Annotated in this window: 12 protein-coding genes; 6 read left to right on the forward strand and 6 right to left on the reverse strand. The window is 66.7% G+C overall.

Annotation, left to right across the window (positions count from 1 at the left end):
- Window positions 1-137 precede the first annotated feature (137 nt).
- Together AB2N08_RS01915 and AB2N08_RS01920 are read left to right on the forward strand one after the other, a co-directional pair.
- A complete protein-coding gene (locus tag AB2N08_RS01915; RefSeq protein WP_367608910.1) occupies window positions 138-977 on the forward strand; it encodes a glucose 1-dehydrogenase in 840 nt (279 codons plus the stop codon).
- 117 nt (window positions 978-1,094) lie between these two features.
- Complete coding sequence (locus tag AB2N08_RS01920; protein WP_367608911.1) at window positions 1,095-2,885, forward strand: ATP-binding protein; 1,791 nt, start codon at window positions 1,095-1,097, stop codon at window positions 2,883-2,885.
- Here AB2N08_RS01920 and AB2N08_RS01925 read toward each other — a convergent pair.
- Window positions 2,875-3,312, reverse strand: coding sequence for an META domain-containing protein (locus tag AB2N08_RS01925; protein WP_367608912.1), 438 nt, complete (start codon window positions 3,310-3,312; stop codon window positions 2,875-2,877). The genes AB2N08_RS01920 and AB2N08_RS01925 overlap by 11 nt on opposite strands.
- A gap of 129 nt (window positions 3,313-3,441) precedes the next feature.
- Here AB2N08_RS01925 and AB2N08_RS01930 point away from each other — a divergent pair, with 129 nt between their 5' ends.
- Window positions 3,442-4,068 carry a M23 family metallopeptidase gene (locus AB2N08_RS01930; RefSeq protein ID WP_367608913.1) on the forward strand — a complete coding sequence of 209 codons (627 nt, stop codon included), beginning with the start codon at window positions 3,442-3,444 and terminating at the stop codon, window positions 4,066-4,068.
- On the opposite strand, the gene AB2N08_RS01935 is transcribed toward AB2N08_RS01930, so the two are convergent.
- Together AB2N08_RS01935 and AB2N08_RS01940 are read right to left on the reverse strand one after the other, a co-directional pair.
- Window positions 3,977-6,508, reverse strand: a complete 2,532-nt coding sequence (locus tag AB2N08_RS01935) for a penicillin-binding protein 1A (protein ID WP_367608914.1) — start codon at window positions 6,506-6,508, stop codon at window positions 3,977-3,979. The two genes, AB2N08_RS01930 and AB2N08_RS01935, sit on opposite strands and share 92 nt — an antisense overlap.
- Before the next feature lie 84 nt (window positions 6,509-6,592).
- A complete protein-coding gene (locus tag AB2N08_RS01940; protein ID WP_367608915.1) occupies window positions 6,593-9,409 on the reverse strand; it encodes a bifunctional diguanylate cyclase/phosphodiesterase in 2,817 nt (938 codons plus the stop codon).
- An 80-nt stretch (window positions 9,410-9,489) separates the two neighbouring features.
- Here AB2N08_RS01940 and AB2N08_RS01945 point away from each other — a divergent pair, with 80 nt between their 5' ends.
- From AB2N08_RS01945 to AB2N08_RS01955, 3 genes are all read left to right on the forward strand, one after another.
- A complete protein-coding gene (locus tag AB2N08_RS01945) occupies window positions 9,490-10,026 on the forward strand; it encodes a MarR family winged helix-turn-helix transcriptional regulator (protein WP_367608916.1) in 537 nt (178 codons plus the stop codon).
- Window positions 10,027-10,250: 224 nt separating this feature from the next.
- The gene (locus AB2N08_RS01950; protein ID WP_367608917.1) at window positions 10,251-11,012 is read left to right on the forward strand and encodes a ZIP family metal transporter; all 762 of its coding nucleotides are present in this window, start codon (window positions 10,251-10,253) and stop codon (window positions 11,010-11,012) included.
- 82 nt (window positions 11,013-11,094) lie between these two features.
- A complete protein-coding gene (locus AB2N08_RS01955; protein ID WP_367608918.1) occupies window positions 11,095-12,672 on the forward strand; it encodes an ATP-binding response regulator in 1,578 nt (525 codons plus the stop codon).
- Window positions 12,673-12,693: 21 nt separating this feature from the next.
- Here AB2N08_RS01955 and AB2N08_RS01960 read toward each other — a convergent pair whose 3' ends face one another.
- From AB2N08_RS01960 to AB2N08_RS01970, 3 genes are read right to left on the reverse strand one after another with little or no spacing between them, the layout of a single operon-like run.
- Complete coding sequence (locus AB2N08_RS01960; RefSeq protein WP_367608919.1) at window positions 12,694-13,089, reverse strand: c-type cytochrome; 396 nt, start codon at window positions 13,087-13,089, stop codon at window positions 12,694-12,696.
- A gap of 2 nt (window positions 13,090-13,091) precedes the next feature.
- Window positions 13,092-13,631, reverse strand: a complete 540-nt coding sequence (locus AB2N08_RS01965) for a response regulator transcription factor (RefSeq protein WP_367608920.1) — start codon at window positions 13,629-13,631, stop codon at window positions 13,092-13,094.
- On the reverse strand, window positions 13,618-14,967 hold the full coding sequence (locus tag AB2N08_RS01970; RefSeq protein ID WP_367608921.1) for an ATP-binding protein: 1,350 nt from the start codon (window positions 14,965-14,967) through the stop codon (window positions 13,618-13,620). The genes AB2N08_RS01965 and AB2N08_RS01970 overlap by 14 nt, the downstream gene beginning before the upstream one ends.
- Window positions 14,968-14,979 lie beyond the last annotated feature (12 nt).

Consider the following 14,979-nt stretch of genomic DNA (forward strand, 5'->3'; position numbering starts at 1 on the left):
AAATTGGCGTACTGGCCTATCGGGGTTGCTACTGACCTGCCCGGACCCTGGGTGCGTCACCTAACCGACCATCTGGACGGAGGCTGTCAACCTGTTGGGATCGTGCAGTCAGCGCTTAATATCGGAAGGAATCAATGATGAACATGCCATCGCAACAGCAAACACCGCCGGGCACCGAAGCCGCACTCGACCCGAAAGCCGATCACGGCGAGACAACCTATCGCGGCTCAGGCCGACTGCAGGACAAAGCCACCATCATCACCGGCGGCGACAGCGGCATCGGCCGCGCCGTGGCATTGGCCTACGCCCGCGAAGGCGCCGACGTGCTGATCTCGTACCTGAACGAACACGACGATGCGAAGGAAACGGCGCGCCTGGTCGAAGAAGCCGGCCGCCGCGCGATCCTGGTGCCGGGCGACCTGGCCGATCCAGCACACTGCCGCGCCATCATCGAGCGCGCCGTGACCGAGTTCGGTCGCATCGACGTGCTGGTGAACAATGCCGCGTTCCAGATGAGCCACGACGCGATCGAAGACATCCCGGACGACGAATGGGACTACACCTTCCAGGTGAATATCACCGCCATGTTCCACCTGTGCAAAGCAGCGGTAAAACACATGCCGCGCGGCTCGTCGATCGTCAACACCACGTCGATCAATTCGGACAAGCCCAAGCCAACGCTGCTGGCCTACGCCACCACCAAGGGTGCGATCGCCAACTTCACAGGCGGCCTGTCGCAACTGCTGGCCGACAAGGGCATCCGCGTCAATTCGGTCGCACCCGGCCCGATCTGGACACCGTTGATCCCGTCGACCATGCCGGCCGACGAAGTGGAAAGCTTTGGAGCCGAAACGCCGATGAAGCGCCCCGGACAGCCAAAGGAGGTCGCGCCAGTGTTCGTGATGCTGGCCTCGGACGAAGCAAGCTATATCTCGGGTGCGCGCATCGCCGTCACCGGCGGCACACCAATTCTGTAACGCGACGCCGATTTCCTGAACCTTCAATCTTAACTTACGTACAATACGCGATCATTCGGCACGGCGAACAGCCTCGGCTGCCTTCTGCCTTCTTTCCGTTCCAGCTGCCGACCATTCATGAAAACCCGCACTTACCTGTTCCTGATGGCAGGCGCAATCTTGCTGCCAGTGGCGATCGCCTCATGGATCGGCCTGTCGATGCTGCTGGACTGGGAGCGCGAATCGCGCCTGCGCGGCGTGCGCGAGATGGCGCGCGCCACTGCCTTCCAGATCGACCGCGAAATTGCCGCCGCCGAAGCGGCGCTGCGCAGCGTCGCCCATTCCGAAGGGATGCGCCAGCGCGACTACGGCCGCCTGCACCGCTGGACCACGAGCACGAACGCCGGCAACGCGCAGTCATGGACCGTGTTGTACGACAGCAGCGGACGCGAACTGTTTACCACACAGGCGCCACTGAGCACCAAACTATTGTCGAAGACCCGTGCCTGGGCCAGCAAGGTCACGCCGGAAGGCGGCACCGTGGTGTCCGGCTACTTCATCGACGAATACTCGGGGCGCCCCACGGTCGCCGTCAATGTGCCGGCGCCGCTCGAAGATGGCGAATACAACATCGTCAGCCAGATCTTCGACGTGCGCTTCTTCGAGCGCATTCTGCGCCATGACGCCATTGGCGACGACTGGAAGGTGGGTATTTTCGACCGCAACGGCCTGGCCATCATGCGCAACCGCGGCTCGGATACGCTGGGCCAGCCCATGGGCGCCGACTTCCTGGCCGCGACCCGCGCGTCCAGCCATGGCGTGTATCGCTACCTCACTGGCGACAAGGTCGACGTTTATGGCGTGTTCACACGCTCCAAGAGCAGCGACTGGACCATCGTCATCGGCGTGCCGGTGGCGCAGATCGAGGCCGCCGCGCGCACCGCGACCTGGTATGCAGCGCTCGTGCTGCTGCTGTTGCTGGGCCTGGCCGTGGTGGTGGCCCTGTACCTGGGCCGCACGCTCGAGCGCGCACTGAGCCAGGCCGCGGCGGCCGTGACGCTGCTGGCCGATGGCGCCATCGCCCTGCCCGCCCGTACCCGGGTAGACGAAGTCGACGCGCTGGTCGCAGGTCTGGCCAGGACCAGCGAAGCCCTGGCGCGCGAAAGCCAGGTGCGCAGGTCGCTCCAGGACGAGCGCGAAGAGCTGCTGGTCAGCGAGCAGCGGGCACGGCGCCTGGCGGAGGCGCAGAGTCGGGCCAAGGACGATTTCCTCGCCATGCTCGGCCACGAGCTGCGCAACCCGCTGGCCGCGATCTCGGGCGCGATGTCGGTGCTGGAGATGCCGAACCTGAAGCCCCACATCGAAGCCAACGCACGCGAGATCAGCCGCCGCCAGATGCGGCACCTGACCTGCATCGTGGACGATTTGCTCGACGTGCAGCGTATCCTGTCAGGCAAGATCGTGCTTCACCGCGCCCGCATCGACCTGGCCGCGATCGTGCGCAGCAGCGCCGAGGCCAAGGCGCTGGTCGATGCGGGAGCGCACGTGTGGACGATCGACACGGCGCCCGGCGCCTGGGTCGACGGCGACCGCACGCGGCTGGAGCAAGTCGCCGACAACCTGCTGCACAATGCCATCAAGTACACGCCGAAGGGTGGCCGCATCGACGTGCGCGTCTGGTGCGACGGCGACGCGGTGGCGGTCAGCGTGTGCGACACCGGCGTGGGCATCGCGCCCGAGCTGCAGCCGCTGATTTTCGACGTGCTGGTGCAGGGCCCGATGAGTATCGACCGTGGCCAGGGCGGCCTGGGCCTGGGCCTGGCGCTGGTCAAGCAGCTGACCGCCCTGCACGGCGGCGGCGTCGCCGTGCACAGCGACGGGCCCGGTCAGGGCAGTTGCTTCATCGTGCGCGTGCCAGCTACGGCGTGATGCGTTCCCACACATAGACGCCGGCGTCGGCTGGCAGGCTCGTGTGCAGCCGATTGCCCTCCAGGCGCCAGGTGCGCAGCGCTGTCAGGTCCGCCAACAGGCGGGCGCCGATGGCATCCGGCGGGCACATCGCGCGCGTGGTCGCAACCGGTCCCAGGTTCAAGGTGCCGCCCGTCGCATCCGCTGCGACCGCCTGCCACGGCCCGGTGCCGCGATTGCAATCGAGCTTGGCGGCCAGGCGGCCGTCCTTGCCGAACGACAGCGTGAACGCTTCCGGCGCTGCCGGTTGCAGGGGCTTCGCGCCATCGTCGCTCGACTGGAACGACGTCAGGCGCCAGCTCGTGCCTTCGAGGGACGGCGTGGCGGGTGGACTGGCGCAGGCGCCCAGGGCAAGGCTGACGGACAAGATGGATAAGCGCAGGCGCATGATGGGTTCTTTCGGAAAAAGGTATCTGCCCAGAATATCGCATTCGTGCCGAATCGCTCGCCACGCTGACTGGGAATGCGCCGAAGCGTCCCCATCTGTTTGATATCACCTTGTCAATACGGAACCGCCATGCGAATTTTCTTGCGCGTCCTCGTGGTCGCCATCCTCCTGGTATTGGGCTACGGCCTCTTGCAACCCACCATCGAACGGGCGCTGTACACGATGCGCCTGCAGGCGATGCCCAAGCCCGAGGCGCTGCCGGTGCCGGTCGAAGGCGTGCGCACGCGCGCGCTGCGCGACACCTGGCATGGCGCGCGCAGCGAAGGCCGCAAGCATGAAGGGATCGACATCTTCGCCAAGCGCGGCACGCCGGTGCTCTCGAGCACCGAAGGCATCGTGTCGCAGGTCGGCACCAACCGCCTCGGCGGCCTGGTCGTGTGGGTCACCGGCCCCGGCGGCCAGCGCCATTACTATGCACACCTGGACCGCTACTCCGACGTCGAGGCCGGCATGCGCATCGAGGCGGGCCGCGTGCTGGGTTATGTCGGCAACACGGGCAACGCAAAAGGCACGCCGCCGCACCTACACTACGGCATCTACGAGATGGGCGGCGCGATCAACCCGTATCCGCTGCTGCGCGCCGAGCCGGCCGCGGTGACGGCGGCTAAGGAAGCACGGGAGCAGAGGCAGGATCAAGAGCGGGAGCAGAACCAGACTCGCCCGGCGGCGTCGGGGCGGGCGGCAACTGCCCGCTAGGCTCGGGCGGGGCTGGCGGCTCCTGCTGCGGCTCGATGACCTCGACCGCCTCTTCCCGCTGGATCGGCACCGGTTGCTGCAGGATATCCAGCTGATCCGCGCGTGAACCTGGCGCCAGCTCGATTGGCACCTCGTCGAAGATCTCTTCTTCCGGCGGCTCTTCTTCATAGCGGCGCGGCTCCGGACGCTTGCCGCCCGGCAGCAGGGCAGCCGCATCGAGGCGCTTGCCATCGAGCGCGCCACGGAAGAAGTCGCCCACCAGCAGCGCCGCGTTATGGCCACCCTGCCCCCAGTAGGTGCTGCGGATCGCCACGCGGTTGTCGTTGAAGCCCACCCAGGCGCCGGCCACCAGGTTCGGATGCATCATGATGAACCAGCCGTCGGCATTGTTCTGCGTGGTGCCGGTCTTGCCGGCGATGTCGCCATACAGGCCGAAGCGGCTGCGCACGCCGGCGCCGGTGCCGCGCGTGACCACGCCGCGCAGCATGTCGATCAGGCCCAGTGCCGAGGCCTGCGACATCGCCCGCTCGGGCGCGCTGCCGCCGAAGTCGGCAATGACGTTGCCGTCGCGGTCTTCGATGCGGCGCACGAAGATCGGCTTGCGGTATTCGCCCTGCGCCGCGATGGTGGCGTAGCTGCTGACCATTTCCAGCAGCGTCACCGGACTCGTGCCCAGCGCCAGCGCCGGCACGGCTTCGAGCTTGCTCTGGCGAATGCCGAGGCGCTGGGCCAGGTCGATGACCGGCTGCAGGCCCACTTCCTGGCTCACCTGCGCGGTGATGGTGTTCTTCGAGAAGATCAGGCCGTCGCGCATCGACATGGCCCGGCCCGTGTTGCCGCTCATGTCAGTCGGTTTCCATATGCTGCCGTTGGCGCCACGGAATTCCTGCACCACATCGCGGTACATCTGGTCTTGCGACATGCCGCGTTCGAGCGCGGCGCCGTACACGATCGGTTTGAAGGTCGAGCCTGGCTGACGCGCGGCCTGGGCCACGTGGTCGAACTGGTCGCGCTCAAAGTCGCGACTGCCGACCCAGGCTTTCACTTCGCCCGTGGCAGGGTCGATCGCGACGAAGCCCGCTTCCAGGCGCGACTTGGCGTTCTTCAGGTCGGCCATGAAGCTGCGGTCGGCCTTGATACGCTTGAGCGCATCCGCCGGCGCTTCGCCGCCCTCGACGGCATTGCGGTAGGCGCCCGTCTCGCGCACGAACGCATCGAGTTCGCGCCCGTGCGTGATCCAGTAGTACGAGAACGGGTCGACATTGCGCCGCATCGACGTGTACATGCTGCTCGACGTCGAACGCGGCACGTTCGGATTGGCCCACTCGACGTCGGCAATGGCTTGCAACGTATCGGCCTGGCGCTTGACGGCGCGCTCGGCGCCGGCCTGCAGTTCGCTGTCGAGCGTGGTGCGCACCACCAGCCCGTCAAGTTGCAGGTTGACGTCGTTCTCGTCGGCCCAGTCGAGCAGCCACTTGCGCACGTAGGCGCTGAAGTGGTTGTCCTTGCCGCTGCGGTCCGGCAAGCGCGCAAAGCGCAGGCGCAGCGGGCGTTTCACCAGCGCCGCATAGCGCCGTTCGTCAAATGCGCCGTGCTTGCGCATCTGGCCCAGCACGACATTGCGGCGCGCCAGCGAGCGCACCGGATTGCTCACCGGGTTGTAGTAATGGGTGCCCTTGAGCATGCCCACCAGCGTGGCCGACTCGAGAACGTCCAGTTTGAGCGCCGGCTTGTTGAAGTAGGTGCGCGCCGCCATCTCGATGCCGTAGGCGTTGTACAGGAATGGCACCGTGTTCAGGTACGCCTCGAGAATCTGCGTCTTGCTGTAGGTGTTCTCGATCTTGATCGCGGTGATCAGTTCCTTCATCTTGCGGTTGATGCTGCGCGCGCGCCCGATCTCTTGCGGGAACATATTGCGCGCCAGCTGCTGGGTGATGGTCGAGCCGCCCTGCGGATTGCCCTTCACGCTCGACCACAGCGCACCGGCCACGCGCCGGAAATCGATGCCGTGGTGGTCATAGAAGCGGTGGTCTTCCGTTGAAATCAAGGCCTTGACGACGTGCGGCGAAATCTGCGACAGCTTGACGCGCTCTTGCAGCCCCTGCTCGAACGTGCCGAGCGTCTTGCCGCCGGCGTCCAGGATGACTGTCGGGCGCGACTGGCTGGCCTGCTCCAGGTCATCGATGCCGGGCGTGAGCGGAATCAGGATCAGCAGCCACACCAGGATCGCCATCAGGCCGGCCGCCATCGACCACAGCGCGATCAGGGCCAGTTTCACCGGCAGCGGCCGTCCGTGCAGGCGCTCGCGTGCGCCGGATCCGAGCGCCCCGGCGCCGGCCCGGGCGCCGGCCGCCAGTCGCCGGGCGATACGCCGGACGCGTTGTTGCAACGTCGGCGCGGGCGCGCTGTCCGTGATGTCGTCGTTCTGCTGTTGGTCCACGCGCTATCCCTGCCTGCTGAATCTGTCAATTCGGCAAGTATAGCCGACCGATGGCGTGCGTTCGGCGCGCGATTGTCGTTTGTCTCACGCGGCGCTGGCGATCGGCTCCACGCGCCCGGCGCGCAGCAGTACCTCGATCCGCTCCACCGGCTGCGGGCGGCTGTAGACGTAGCCCTGCACCTCGTCGCAACCCGAACCGCGCAGGAAGTCGAGCTGTTCGATCGTCTCGACGCCTTCGGCGATCACGTTCATGCGCAGACCATGGGCCAGCGAAATGATGGCGTCCACCAGCGCCGCCCCATCGGCGCTGCCGACCATGTCTTGCACAAAAGAACGGTCAATCTTAAGCACATCGACCGGCAGGCGCTTCAGGTACTGCAGGCTCGAGTAGCCCGTGCCGAAGTCGTCGATCGACAGTTTCACACCCATGCGCTTGAGGCACTCCATGGTGTGGATCGCGGCCTCGACGTCGGCCATCATCATGCTTTCGGTCAGTTCGATCTCGAGCGAAGCGGGCGGCAGGCCCGTTTCGTCCAACACCCGCTCGACGGTGGCCAGCAGGTCGGGCTCGGCGAACTGGCGCGCCGACAGGTTCACGGCGATGCGCAGCGGGCCCAGTCCCGCGCGTTGCCAGTGCCGGTTCTGGCGGCACGCCGTCTGCAGCACCCAGGCGCCGATCGGCACGATCAGGCCGGTTTCTTCGGCCAGGGCAATGAAGCGATCGGGCCGCACGGTGCCCAGCAGCGGATGACGCCAGCGGATCAGCGCCTCGGTGCCCACCACGCGGCCCGTGGCCAGGTCGACCTGCGGTTGGAAGTGCAGCTCGAACTGCTGCTCTTGCAGCGCGTGGCGCAGCGCGCTTTCAAGGGCCAGCCGGTCGAATGCCTGCGCATTCATGTGCGGAGCGTAGAACTGCACGCCGTTGCGCCCGCCAGCCTTGGCGCGGTACATGGCGATCTCGGCGTTCTTGACCAGCGTATCGGCGTCGATACCGTCGGCCGGCCAGGCGGCCACCCCGGCGCTGCAACCGAGCACGAGGCCCTGGCCATTCAGTTGCATCGGCTCGGATACCGCCTCGCGCACCTGCCCCAGGCGCGTGGCGGCCTGGCGCTCGTCGTTGCAACCGCACAGCACCAGCACGAAATCGTCACCACCCACGCGCGCGGCCGTGTCGAGCGGGCGCAAGGCGCCCTTGATGCGCGTGGCCAGCAGACGCAGCGCCTCGTCGCCGGCGCGCCTGCCGAGCGTGTCGTTGATCAGCTTGAAATGGTCGAAGTCGAGCAGCACGACCCACACCGGCGTGGCGCCGGCGGCGGTAATCGCGCGCTCGATGCGATCGACCAGCAGCGCGCGGTTGGCCAGGCCCGTGAGCGTGTCGTAGTGTGCCTGGCGTTCGAGCTCGGCTTCGTAGCGCTTGGCGGTCGTCACGTCGTAGACGGTCACGACGAAATGGCTGACCTGGCCGTCCGCGCGGCGCACCGGCGCGATGTACACATCGCTGATCAGCTCGGCGCCATCGCGCGAGTGCACGCTAAGCAGCGCATGTTCTTCGCGCTGCTGGCGCAGTGCCAGGCGCAATTCTTGCATCGCCGGCTGGTCGGTGTCCAGGCCCGTGAGCAGCTTGAGCGGCTGACCGGCCAGTTCCTGCGGCGAGTAGCCAAAGATGCGCTCGCAGGCCGGATTGGCATAGCCGATCGGGTAGCCCGGCTCGAGCGCATCGACCAGCAGGATGGGATTGGCGCTCGATTCCATCGCCCGCTCGTAGATGCGCAACGAGCCGGTGGCGCGCTCGAGCGCGGCGGTGCGCTGATCGACCAGGGCCTCGATGCGACGGGTGCGCGCCACGCGCTGCTGCACCAGCGTGGCGGCGGCCAGGCTCAGGATCAGGCCCAGCGCCATTGCCACCAGCTCGGCCATGTGGCGCCCGAGCACCAGTGGCTTCTCCTCGACCACCATTTCCCAGTCGCTGCCGGCGATCTCGAAGGTTTCGACGCGGCGCAGCCTGAAGCCATCCAGCAGGTTCGGCAGCCAGCCCTCGGGTGGCGCCGCCTGCCCGAAGTGGTAGGCCGCCACCATGTGGCCAAGCGCATCCGGTCCGCGCAGCCGCAGTGCAAAGCCGTTGTCGTCGAGCAGGCGTACCGAATACAGCGAGCCGCCCACCAGCAGGGCCACGTCGATCACCACTTCGGTCTGGCCGATCACGGCCGCGCGACGGGCGAACACGTCGGATGGGCGTTCGCTGCTGCGGTAGACCGGCATGGTGATCAGGATCCCCGGGCGCGCGCCGCCGCCCTGGACCAGCGTGGTCAAGGGGCTGGCAACCGGCTCGCCGGAATCAATGGCGCTCTGGATATAGCTGCGCTGGGGTGGATACGACCACGCGTCATAGCCGAACGCGACGGAGTTGCCGAGGATGGGGGCGATGTAGTCGGTGACCAGGTACAGCGGGTGAGCGCCGCCGCGCACGAGCCCGGTCTGGCCGGGCGGCGCGCGCTCGCGAATCTGGAAATCGGGCCAGAACGCGGCGCGCTCGGCCTCGAACGCCGGCCGCTCGGCGGCGCTGACGAAGCGCTGGAACACGAGCGCCTTCAGATAGCCGTGACGGGCCACGAGGGGCAATGCGAAGGCGTCGAACTCGTCACGCGTGATGTCGCGCGAGGCGAGGAAGAACAGGTTGACCGCGCGCGCGGCGTCGACCGCTTCGGAAAAGGCGCGCGTGACGGCCGCCACGCGCACGCCGGCGCGCTGGGTGAATTCGGCCTGGGCGCGTTCGTATTCCATCTTGCGCACGACGCCGCACAAGCCGGCGGTCAGCGTGAGTCCGAGCATGCAGGTGACCACGGCGGCCTTTGACAGGCCGGCTCGGGTGGCTGACGAGCGGCGAACGGATGCATTGCGCATGCAGCAGATGCTAGCGCAGAACGCGCAACCCGGGCGCATCGCTTGCAAAGGGTGTCTGGAGAAGAATATGGTGTGCGCTGATGCGTTTTGACAACGGTTGCATTATCATCTCGCGCATGTCGTCCGAACCCCTGCCCAATCCCCTGCTGCTGCCGACCGATGCCCCGCCCCAGCGCGTGCTGCGGCAGTTTCGTATCGTTTTTAACGCCGTCAAGACCCATTTTCGCCAGCTCGAGCACGAGTCCGGGCTGGGAGGCGCCCAGGTCTGGGCACTGTCGGTGATCGACAGCCAGCCCGGGATCGGCGCCACCAGCCTCGGTCGGGCGCTCGACATCCACCAGTCCACCGCCAGCAACCTGGTGCGCGGCCTGGTCGAGCGTGGCTACGTGAGTGCAGCGCGCGAAGGCGCCGACCGGCGCAGCGTTGCCCTGCGCGTGCTGCCGGCCGGCCAGGAAGTCTTGCGTCGCGCCCCGGTGCCGCTGGCCGGGGTGCTTCCCAATGCGCTTGCCACGCTCGACGAGGCGACGCTGCTGCGACTGGAACAGGATCTGGGCAGCTTGATCTCCCAGCTCGATACCGACGAGGCGGCAGGCAAGATTCCGCTCGGCCAGTCGTAGTCGTCCGGGCCAGGCGCTGCAGGTGGCGGAAAAAAAACGTCCCCCGGCGAACACGGGGGACGAAAAGAAGCGGCGCTGACCGCCCCTTCGCTGATCGGGGCAAGCGGGTCGTACGACCCACGTGCCACATCCGCAGTTTGCCCGAAAAATATAATCAAGGCAACCTTATTTGTGCCAATGGACAAGCAAGTGACGCCACACGGCGCAACGCGACAGGAGTGGGCATGGAAGTAGCAGGCTGGTTACAGGCCGGATTCTGGGGGTTGTTGGCGGGCGGCGCCTTGCTGCTCGGCGCCGCGATCGGGGTGCGCTACAACGTGCCGCAGCGGTTCGTGGCCGCGATCATGGCGTTCGGCAGTGGCGTGCTGATCTCGGCGCTGTCGTTCGAACTGATGGATGAAGCCGTTGAGACGGGCGGGTTTGCCTCGACCGCGGCCGGTTTCGTCGTTGGCGCTTGTATCTATACGGGCGCCAACTGGCTGCTGGCGCGCAAGGGCGCCCGGCACCGCAAACGCTCCACGCCCCCGCAAGGTACCGACCCGAAGGCCAGGGGCAGCGGCACGGCGATCGCCGTCGGCGCACTTCTCGACGGCATTCCCGAATCGATCGTGATTGGCCTGTCGCTGCTGGGCGGCCAGGGCGTCAGCATGGCCATGGTGGCGGCAGTGTTCCTGTCGAACCTGCCGGAAGGCTTGTCGAGCGCGGCGGGAATGAAGCGCGCCGGCCATTCGACCCGGTACATTGTCAGCGTCTGGGCCGCGATTGCTGTCGCCTCGAGCCTGGCGGCGACGGCCGGCTTCACGTTGTTTCACCAGTTTCCGCCCGAGATGATCGCGGCGATCACGGCGGTGGCGGCCGGTGGCGTGCTGGCAATGGTGGTCGACACCATGATTCCGGAAGCGTTCGAAGAAACCCATGACTTCGCCGGACTGATCGTGGCCGCCGGCTTTCTCGCCGCCTTTGCACTGAGCAAGCTATCTCCCTGAACTTGTCGGGTGTAACTGTTTATAATCTTTTACCTGAGCGGACGTCACCCCTTCGACGTCGCCCCCTTACTGTATCCTGACCATGCAACCCCAGTTTTCCGGCGGCACCTGGCGTGACGGCGCGGCGCCGTTCGCGCTGCGTTACCTGTTCGCCACCTTCCTGTTCCTCGTGGCGCTGGCCGCCCGCTTCATGCTGGTCGACGTCTTGCCGGCGCGCGGCTTTCCGTTCCTGTCGTTCTTCCCTGCCGTGCTATTGGCAGCGTATGTGGCCGGCCTCGGCCCGGGCCTGTTCGTTGCCTTCCTGAGCACCTGGGCCGCGTGGGCGTTCTTCATGGGACCTCGTCTCGCGCCGACAGCCATGGCCCAGAGCGACCTGATCGCGCTGGTCTTTTTTGCGTCGATCCTGGTGGTCGACTGCCTGGTGATCGAACGCATGAACCTGGCCATGCGCAAGCTGCGCGCCACCGGCACGCGCCTGCGCGAGAGCGAGGATGCCCTGGTCGCGCGCCAGGCCGAGCTGAGCGAGGCGAACCGGCAAAAAGACGTGTTCATCGCGATGCTCGCGCATGAATTGCGCAATCCGCTGGCGCCGATCGTGTCCGCCGCCCAGTTGATCGCATTGCGCGCCGGGGCCGACGACGGCGTGGCGCGGGCAGCGGCCATCATCCGCCGCCAGGGCCTGCAATTGACGCGCCTGGTGGACGACCTGCTCGACGCATCGCGCATCCATTCCGACAAGCTGACGGTGCAGCGGGCGCCGGCCGACCTGCGCGACGTGATCGCCAGCGCGCTCGAGACGAGCGCGCCACTGATCGACGCCTCGGCCCACGCGTTCGACCTGGTGCTGCCGCCAGAACCGATCCCCGTGCTGGTCGACAGCACGCGGATTGCCCAGTGCGTGTCGAACCTGCTGCACAACGCGTTCAAGTTCACGCCAACGCCAGGCCGGATCAGCCTGCACGTGAGCTTGCAGCCAGGCCGCACGGTCAGCATGCGGGTCAGCGACACTGGCCGCGGCATCTCTCCCGCGATGCTACCGCGCCTGTTCGACATGTTCACGCAAGAAGGTCGCAGTGGCACCGACGGCAACAGCGGCCTGGGGATCGGCCTGGCGCTCACGCGCGACCTGGTGCAGCGCCATGGTGGCACGCTGGCCGCGCACAGCGACGGGCACGGCAAGGGCGCCAGCTTCGAGATCGTGTTGCCGTTGAGCGAAGAAATTGCCGCAGCGCCGGCGCCTGTGCCGACGCCGGCGCTGGCGCCGGACACTGACCCCGCAAGCGCCGCGCCCGCGAGCTTGCCTGCGATCCTCGTGGTCGACGACAACGAGGATGCCGCCAACCTGCTGCAGGCGCTGCTCGAGATGCACGGCTTCACGGTCGATCTGGCGCACACCGGCGCGGCCGCCCTGGCTGCCCTGGCGCGCCGCCCCTACCGCATGGTGCTGCTCGACATTGGTTTGCCGGATATGTCAGGCTACGACGTGGCCAGCGGTGCACGCCAGCAGGGTTTGCTGCGAAACGATGCGTACGTCGTCGCACTGACCGGCTGGAGCGACGCCGATTCGCGCCAGCGTTCCGCCGACGCCGGCATCGACCGGCATCTGAACAAACCGGTGCAGATGGAGGAACTGCTGGATGTGCTGCGTCATTCGCGATGACGGGGCTGCAGTGAAGTTCTGCTACCTTCGTGGCGGGGGCGCCGCCACGCCGTGCACGCGCAGATAGGCCACGATGTCCGCCGCCTGCTTCTCGCTCATGAAGCTCAGGAAGCGCATCTTGTTACCCGGCACCACCTTCTCGCTGTCGCGGATGAACGCCACCAGATTCTGTTCACTCCACACGAGACTCGAGGCCTTCAGCGCCGGGGAATAGGCATAGCCGGCCGCGCTGCCAGCCTTGCGTCCCACTACCGCATTGAGCTGCGGCCCGAAACCATTGCGCGCGCCCGGCCCGGTATCGTGACAGCCGGCGCAGCGCGCGAACAGGCGACGGCCCGAATCGACCTGGGCCTGGGAGGGCGCGGCCAGTGCCTGGTCGCCCAGCAGCAGCGCGGTGGCCATGATCAATGCGCGCATGCCTACTTGACCCGCTGCTTCTCGAGCTTGCGCGCCAGCGTGCGGCGATGCATGCCCAGCCGGCGCGCCGCTTCCGAAATATTGAAATCGGTCTCGGCCAGCACCGCGTGGATACGTTCCCACTCGAGCGTCTTGATCGACGTCGATCGATTGGTCACCTCGATCTCGGCGCTGCCGGCCACGTGCCCGAACGCCGCCTCGATATCGTCGGCGTCCGACGGCTTGGCCAGGTACTGCACGGCGCCGAGCTTGATTGCCTCGACGGCCGTGGCAATGCTGGCAAAGCCGGTCAGCACGACGATCAGCATGTCCGGATCGTGTTCGTGCAGCAGTTGCACGCAAGCCAAGCCAGACGTCTGGCCCTTGAGCTTCAGGTCGACCACGGCGTAGCCGGGATTGTGCTGCGCCAGCAGGGCCGCGGCCTCGTCATGGCCGGTTGCACCCAGCACGCGGTAGCCGCGCCGCTCGAACGAGCGGCTCAGGGTGCGGGCGAAGGCTTCGTCATCTTCGATGATGAGCAGCAGCGGCTCAGGGTTCGACATCGTGCAGTTCCTCTTCGAGTTCAATGGCCGACAGCGGAAGCCGCAGGATCACCACGGCGCCGCCCTCTTCCCGGTTCGTGGCCGTCACGGTGCCGCCCAGTTTGCGCACGACGTTCACGGCCAGGAACAGGCCCAGTCCACCGCCGGGCTTGCCCTTGGTGGACTGGTACGGTTTGCCGAATTGCGCGAGCATGCTCGGCGCGAAGCCCGGGCCGCGGTCGAGCACCGACAGTACCAGCGTGCGCTCGTCGATGTGCGCGTCGAGCCGCACCCAGTCGGGTGACGCTTCCAGCGCATTGTCGAGCAGGTTGTCGACCGTCTGGCGCAGGGCCGAGTCGCTCGCCACCGACAGGTCATCGGCAATCCGGTCATTGTACGTGAAGCCCCGCACCGGACGGCTGGCTTGCCAGCGCTCGACCAGCCCATCGAGAAAGCTGCGCAAGGTCGTGCGTTCGGCCGATTCGCCGCGCGCTTCGCCGGCCGAGAGCAGGATGCCGCTGACGATCGACTTGCAGCGTTTCAGCTGGGTCTGCATTTCGGTCAGCTCGCCCAGCAGCTCGGGATCGTCGCGAAACGCCGGCATGCGCTTCCAGTCGCCCAGGATCACCGAGACGGTCGACAGCGGCGTGCCCAGCTCGTGGGCGGCGCCGCTGGCGAGCAGGCCCATACGCACGATGTGTTCTTCTTCGGCCGCGCTCTGGCGCAGCGCCGCAAGTTGCGTTGCCTTGTCGCGCACATTGTCCGAGATTCTCGATACAAACAGCACCAGCAGCCCGGCATTGAGCGAAAAGCACACCAATAAACCCTGCACGTACAGGCTGCTAATGCCACGCTCATGGTCGAACGGCAACGCGAGCGGCTCGGCGAATGCAGCCAGGCCCGCCATGCAGGTAATCGTGATGACGACGATGCTCCAGGTCCAGAGCACGTCGAGCAGCACGGCCGAGACGATTACCTGCAACAGATAGAGAAAGGCAAAGGGATTGGTGGTGCCGCCGGACAGGTACAGCAGCACCGTCAGGCTCGAGACATCGACCAGGATGGCCATGAACATCTCGCCGTTCGAAACCGGGCGCCGCTCGTGCCAGCGCAGGTGGCTGGCCACGTTGAACGCGATCAGGCACGAGAGCACCTGCAGCATGTGCACCAGCGGCAGCTCGATCCCGAACAGCAGGATGGCGGCGGCGATGGTGGTCACCTGGCCGATGACGGCGATCCAGCGCAGCTCGATCAGCTGCAGCATGTTCTTGTGGCCGGCGGCGAATTCCACGTTCGCGGCCGCGGCCGACGGCGACGTGCGCGCCGCCCTGGCGAAGAAATCCAGCGGAGATTGCATCGAAACCCGTTA

The sequence above is a fragment of the Massilia aurea genome (assembly GCF_040790145.1).
Taxonomy (GTDB): Bacteria; Pseudomonadota; Gammaproteobacteria; order Burkholderiales; family Burkholderiaceae_D; genus Telluria; species Telluria aurea_C.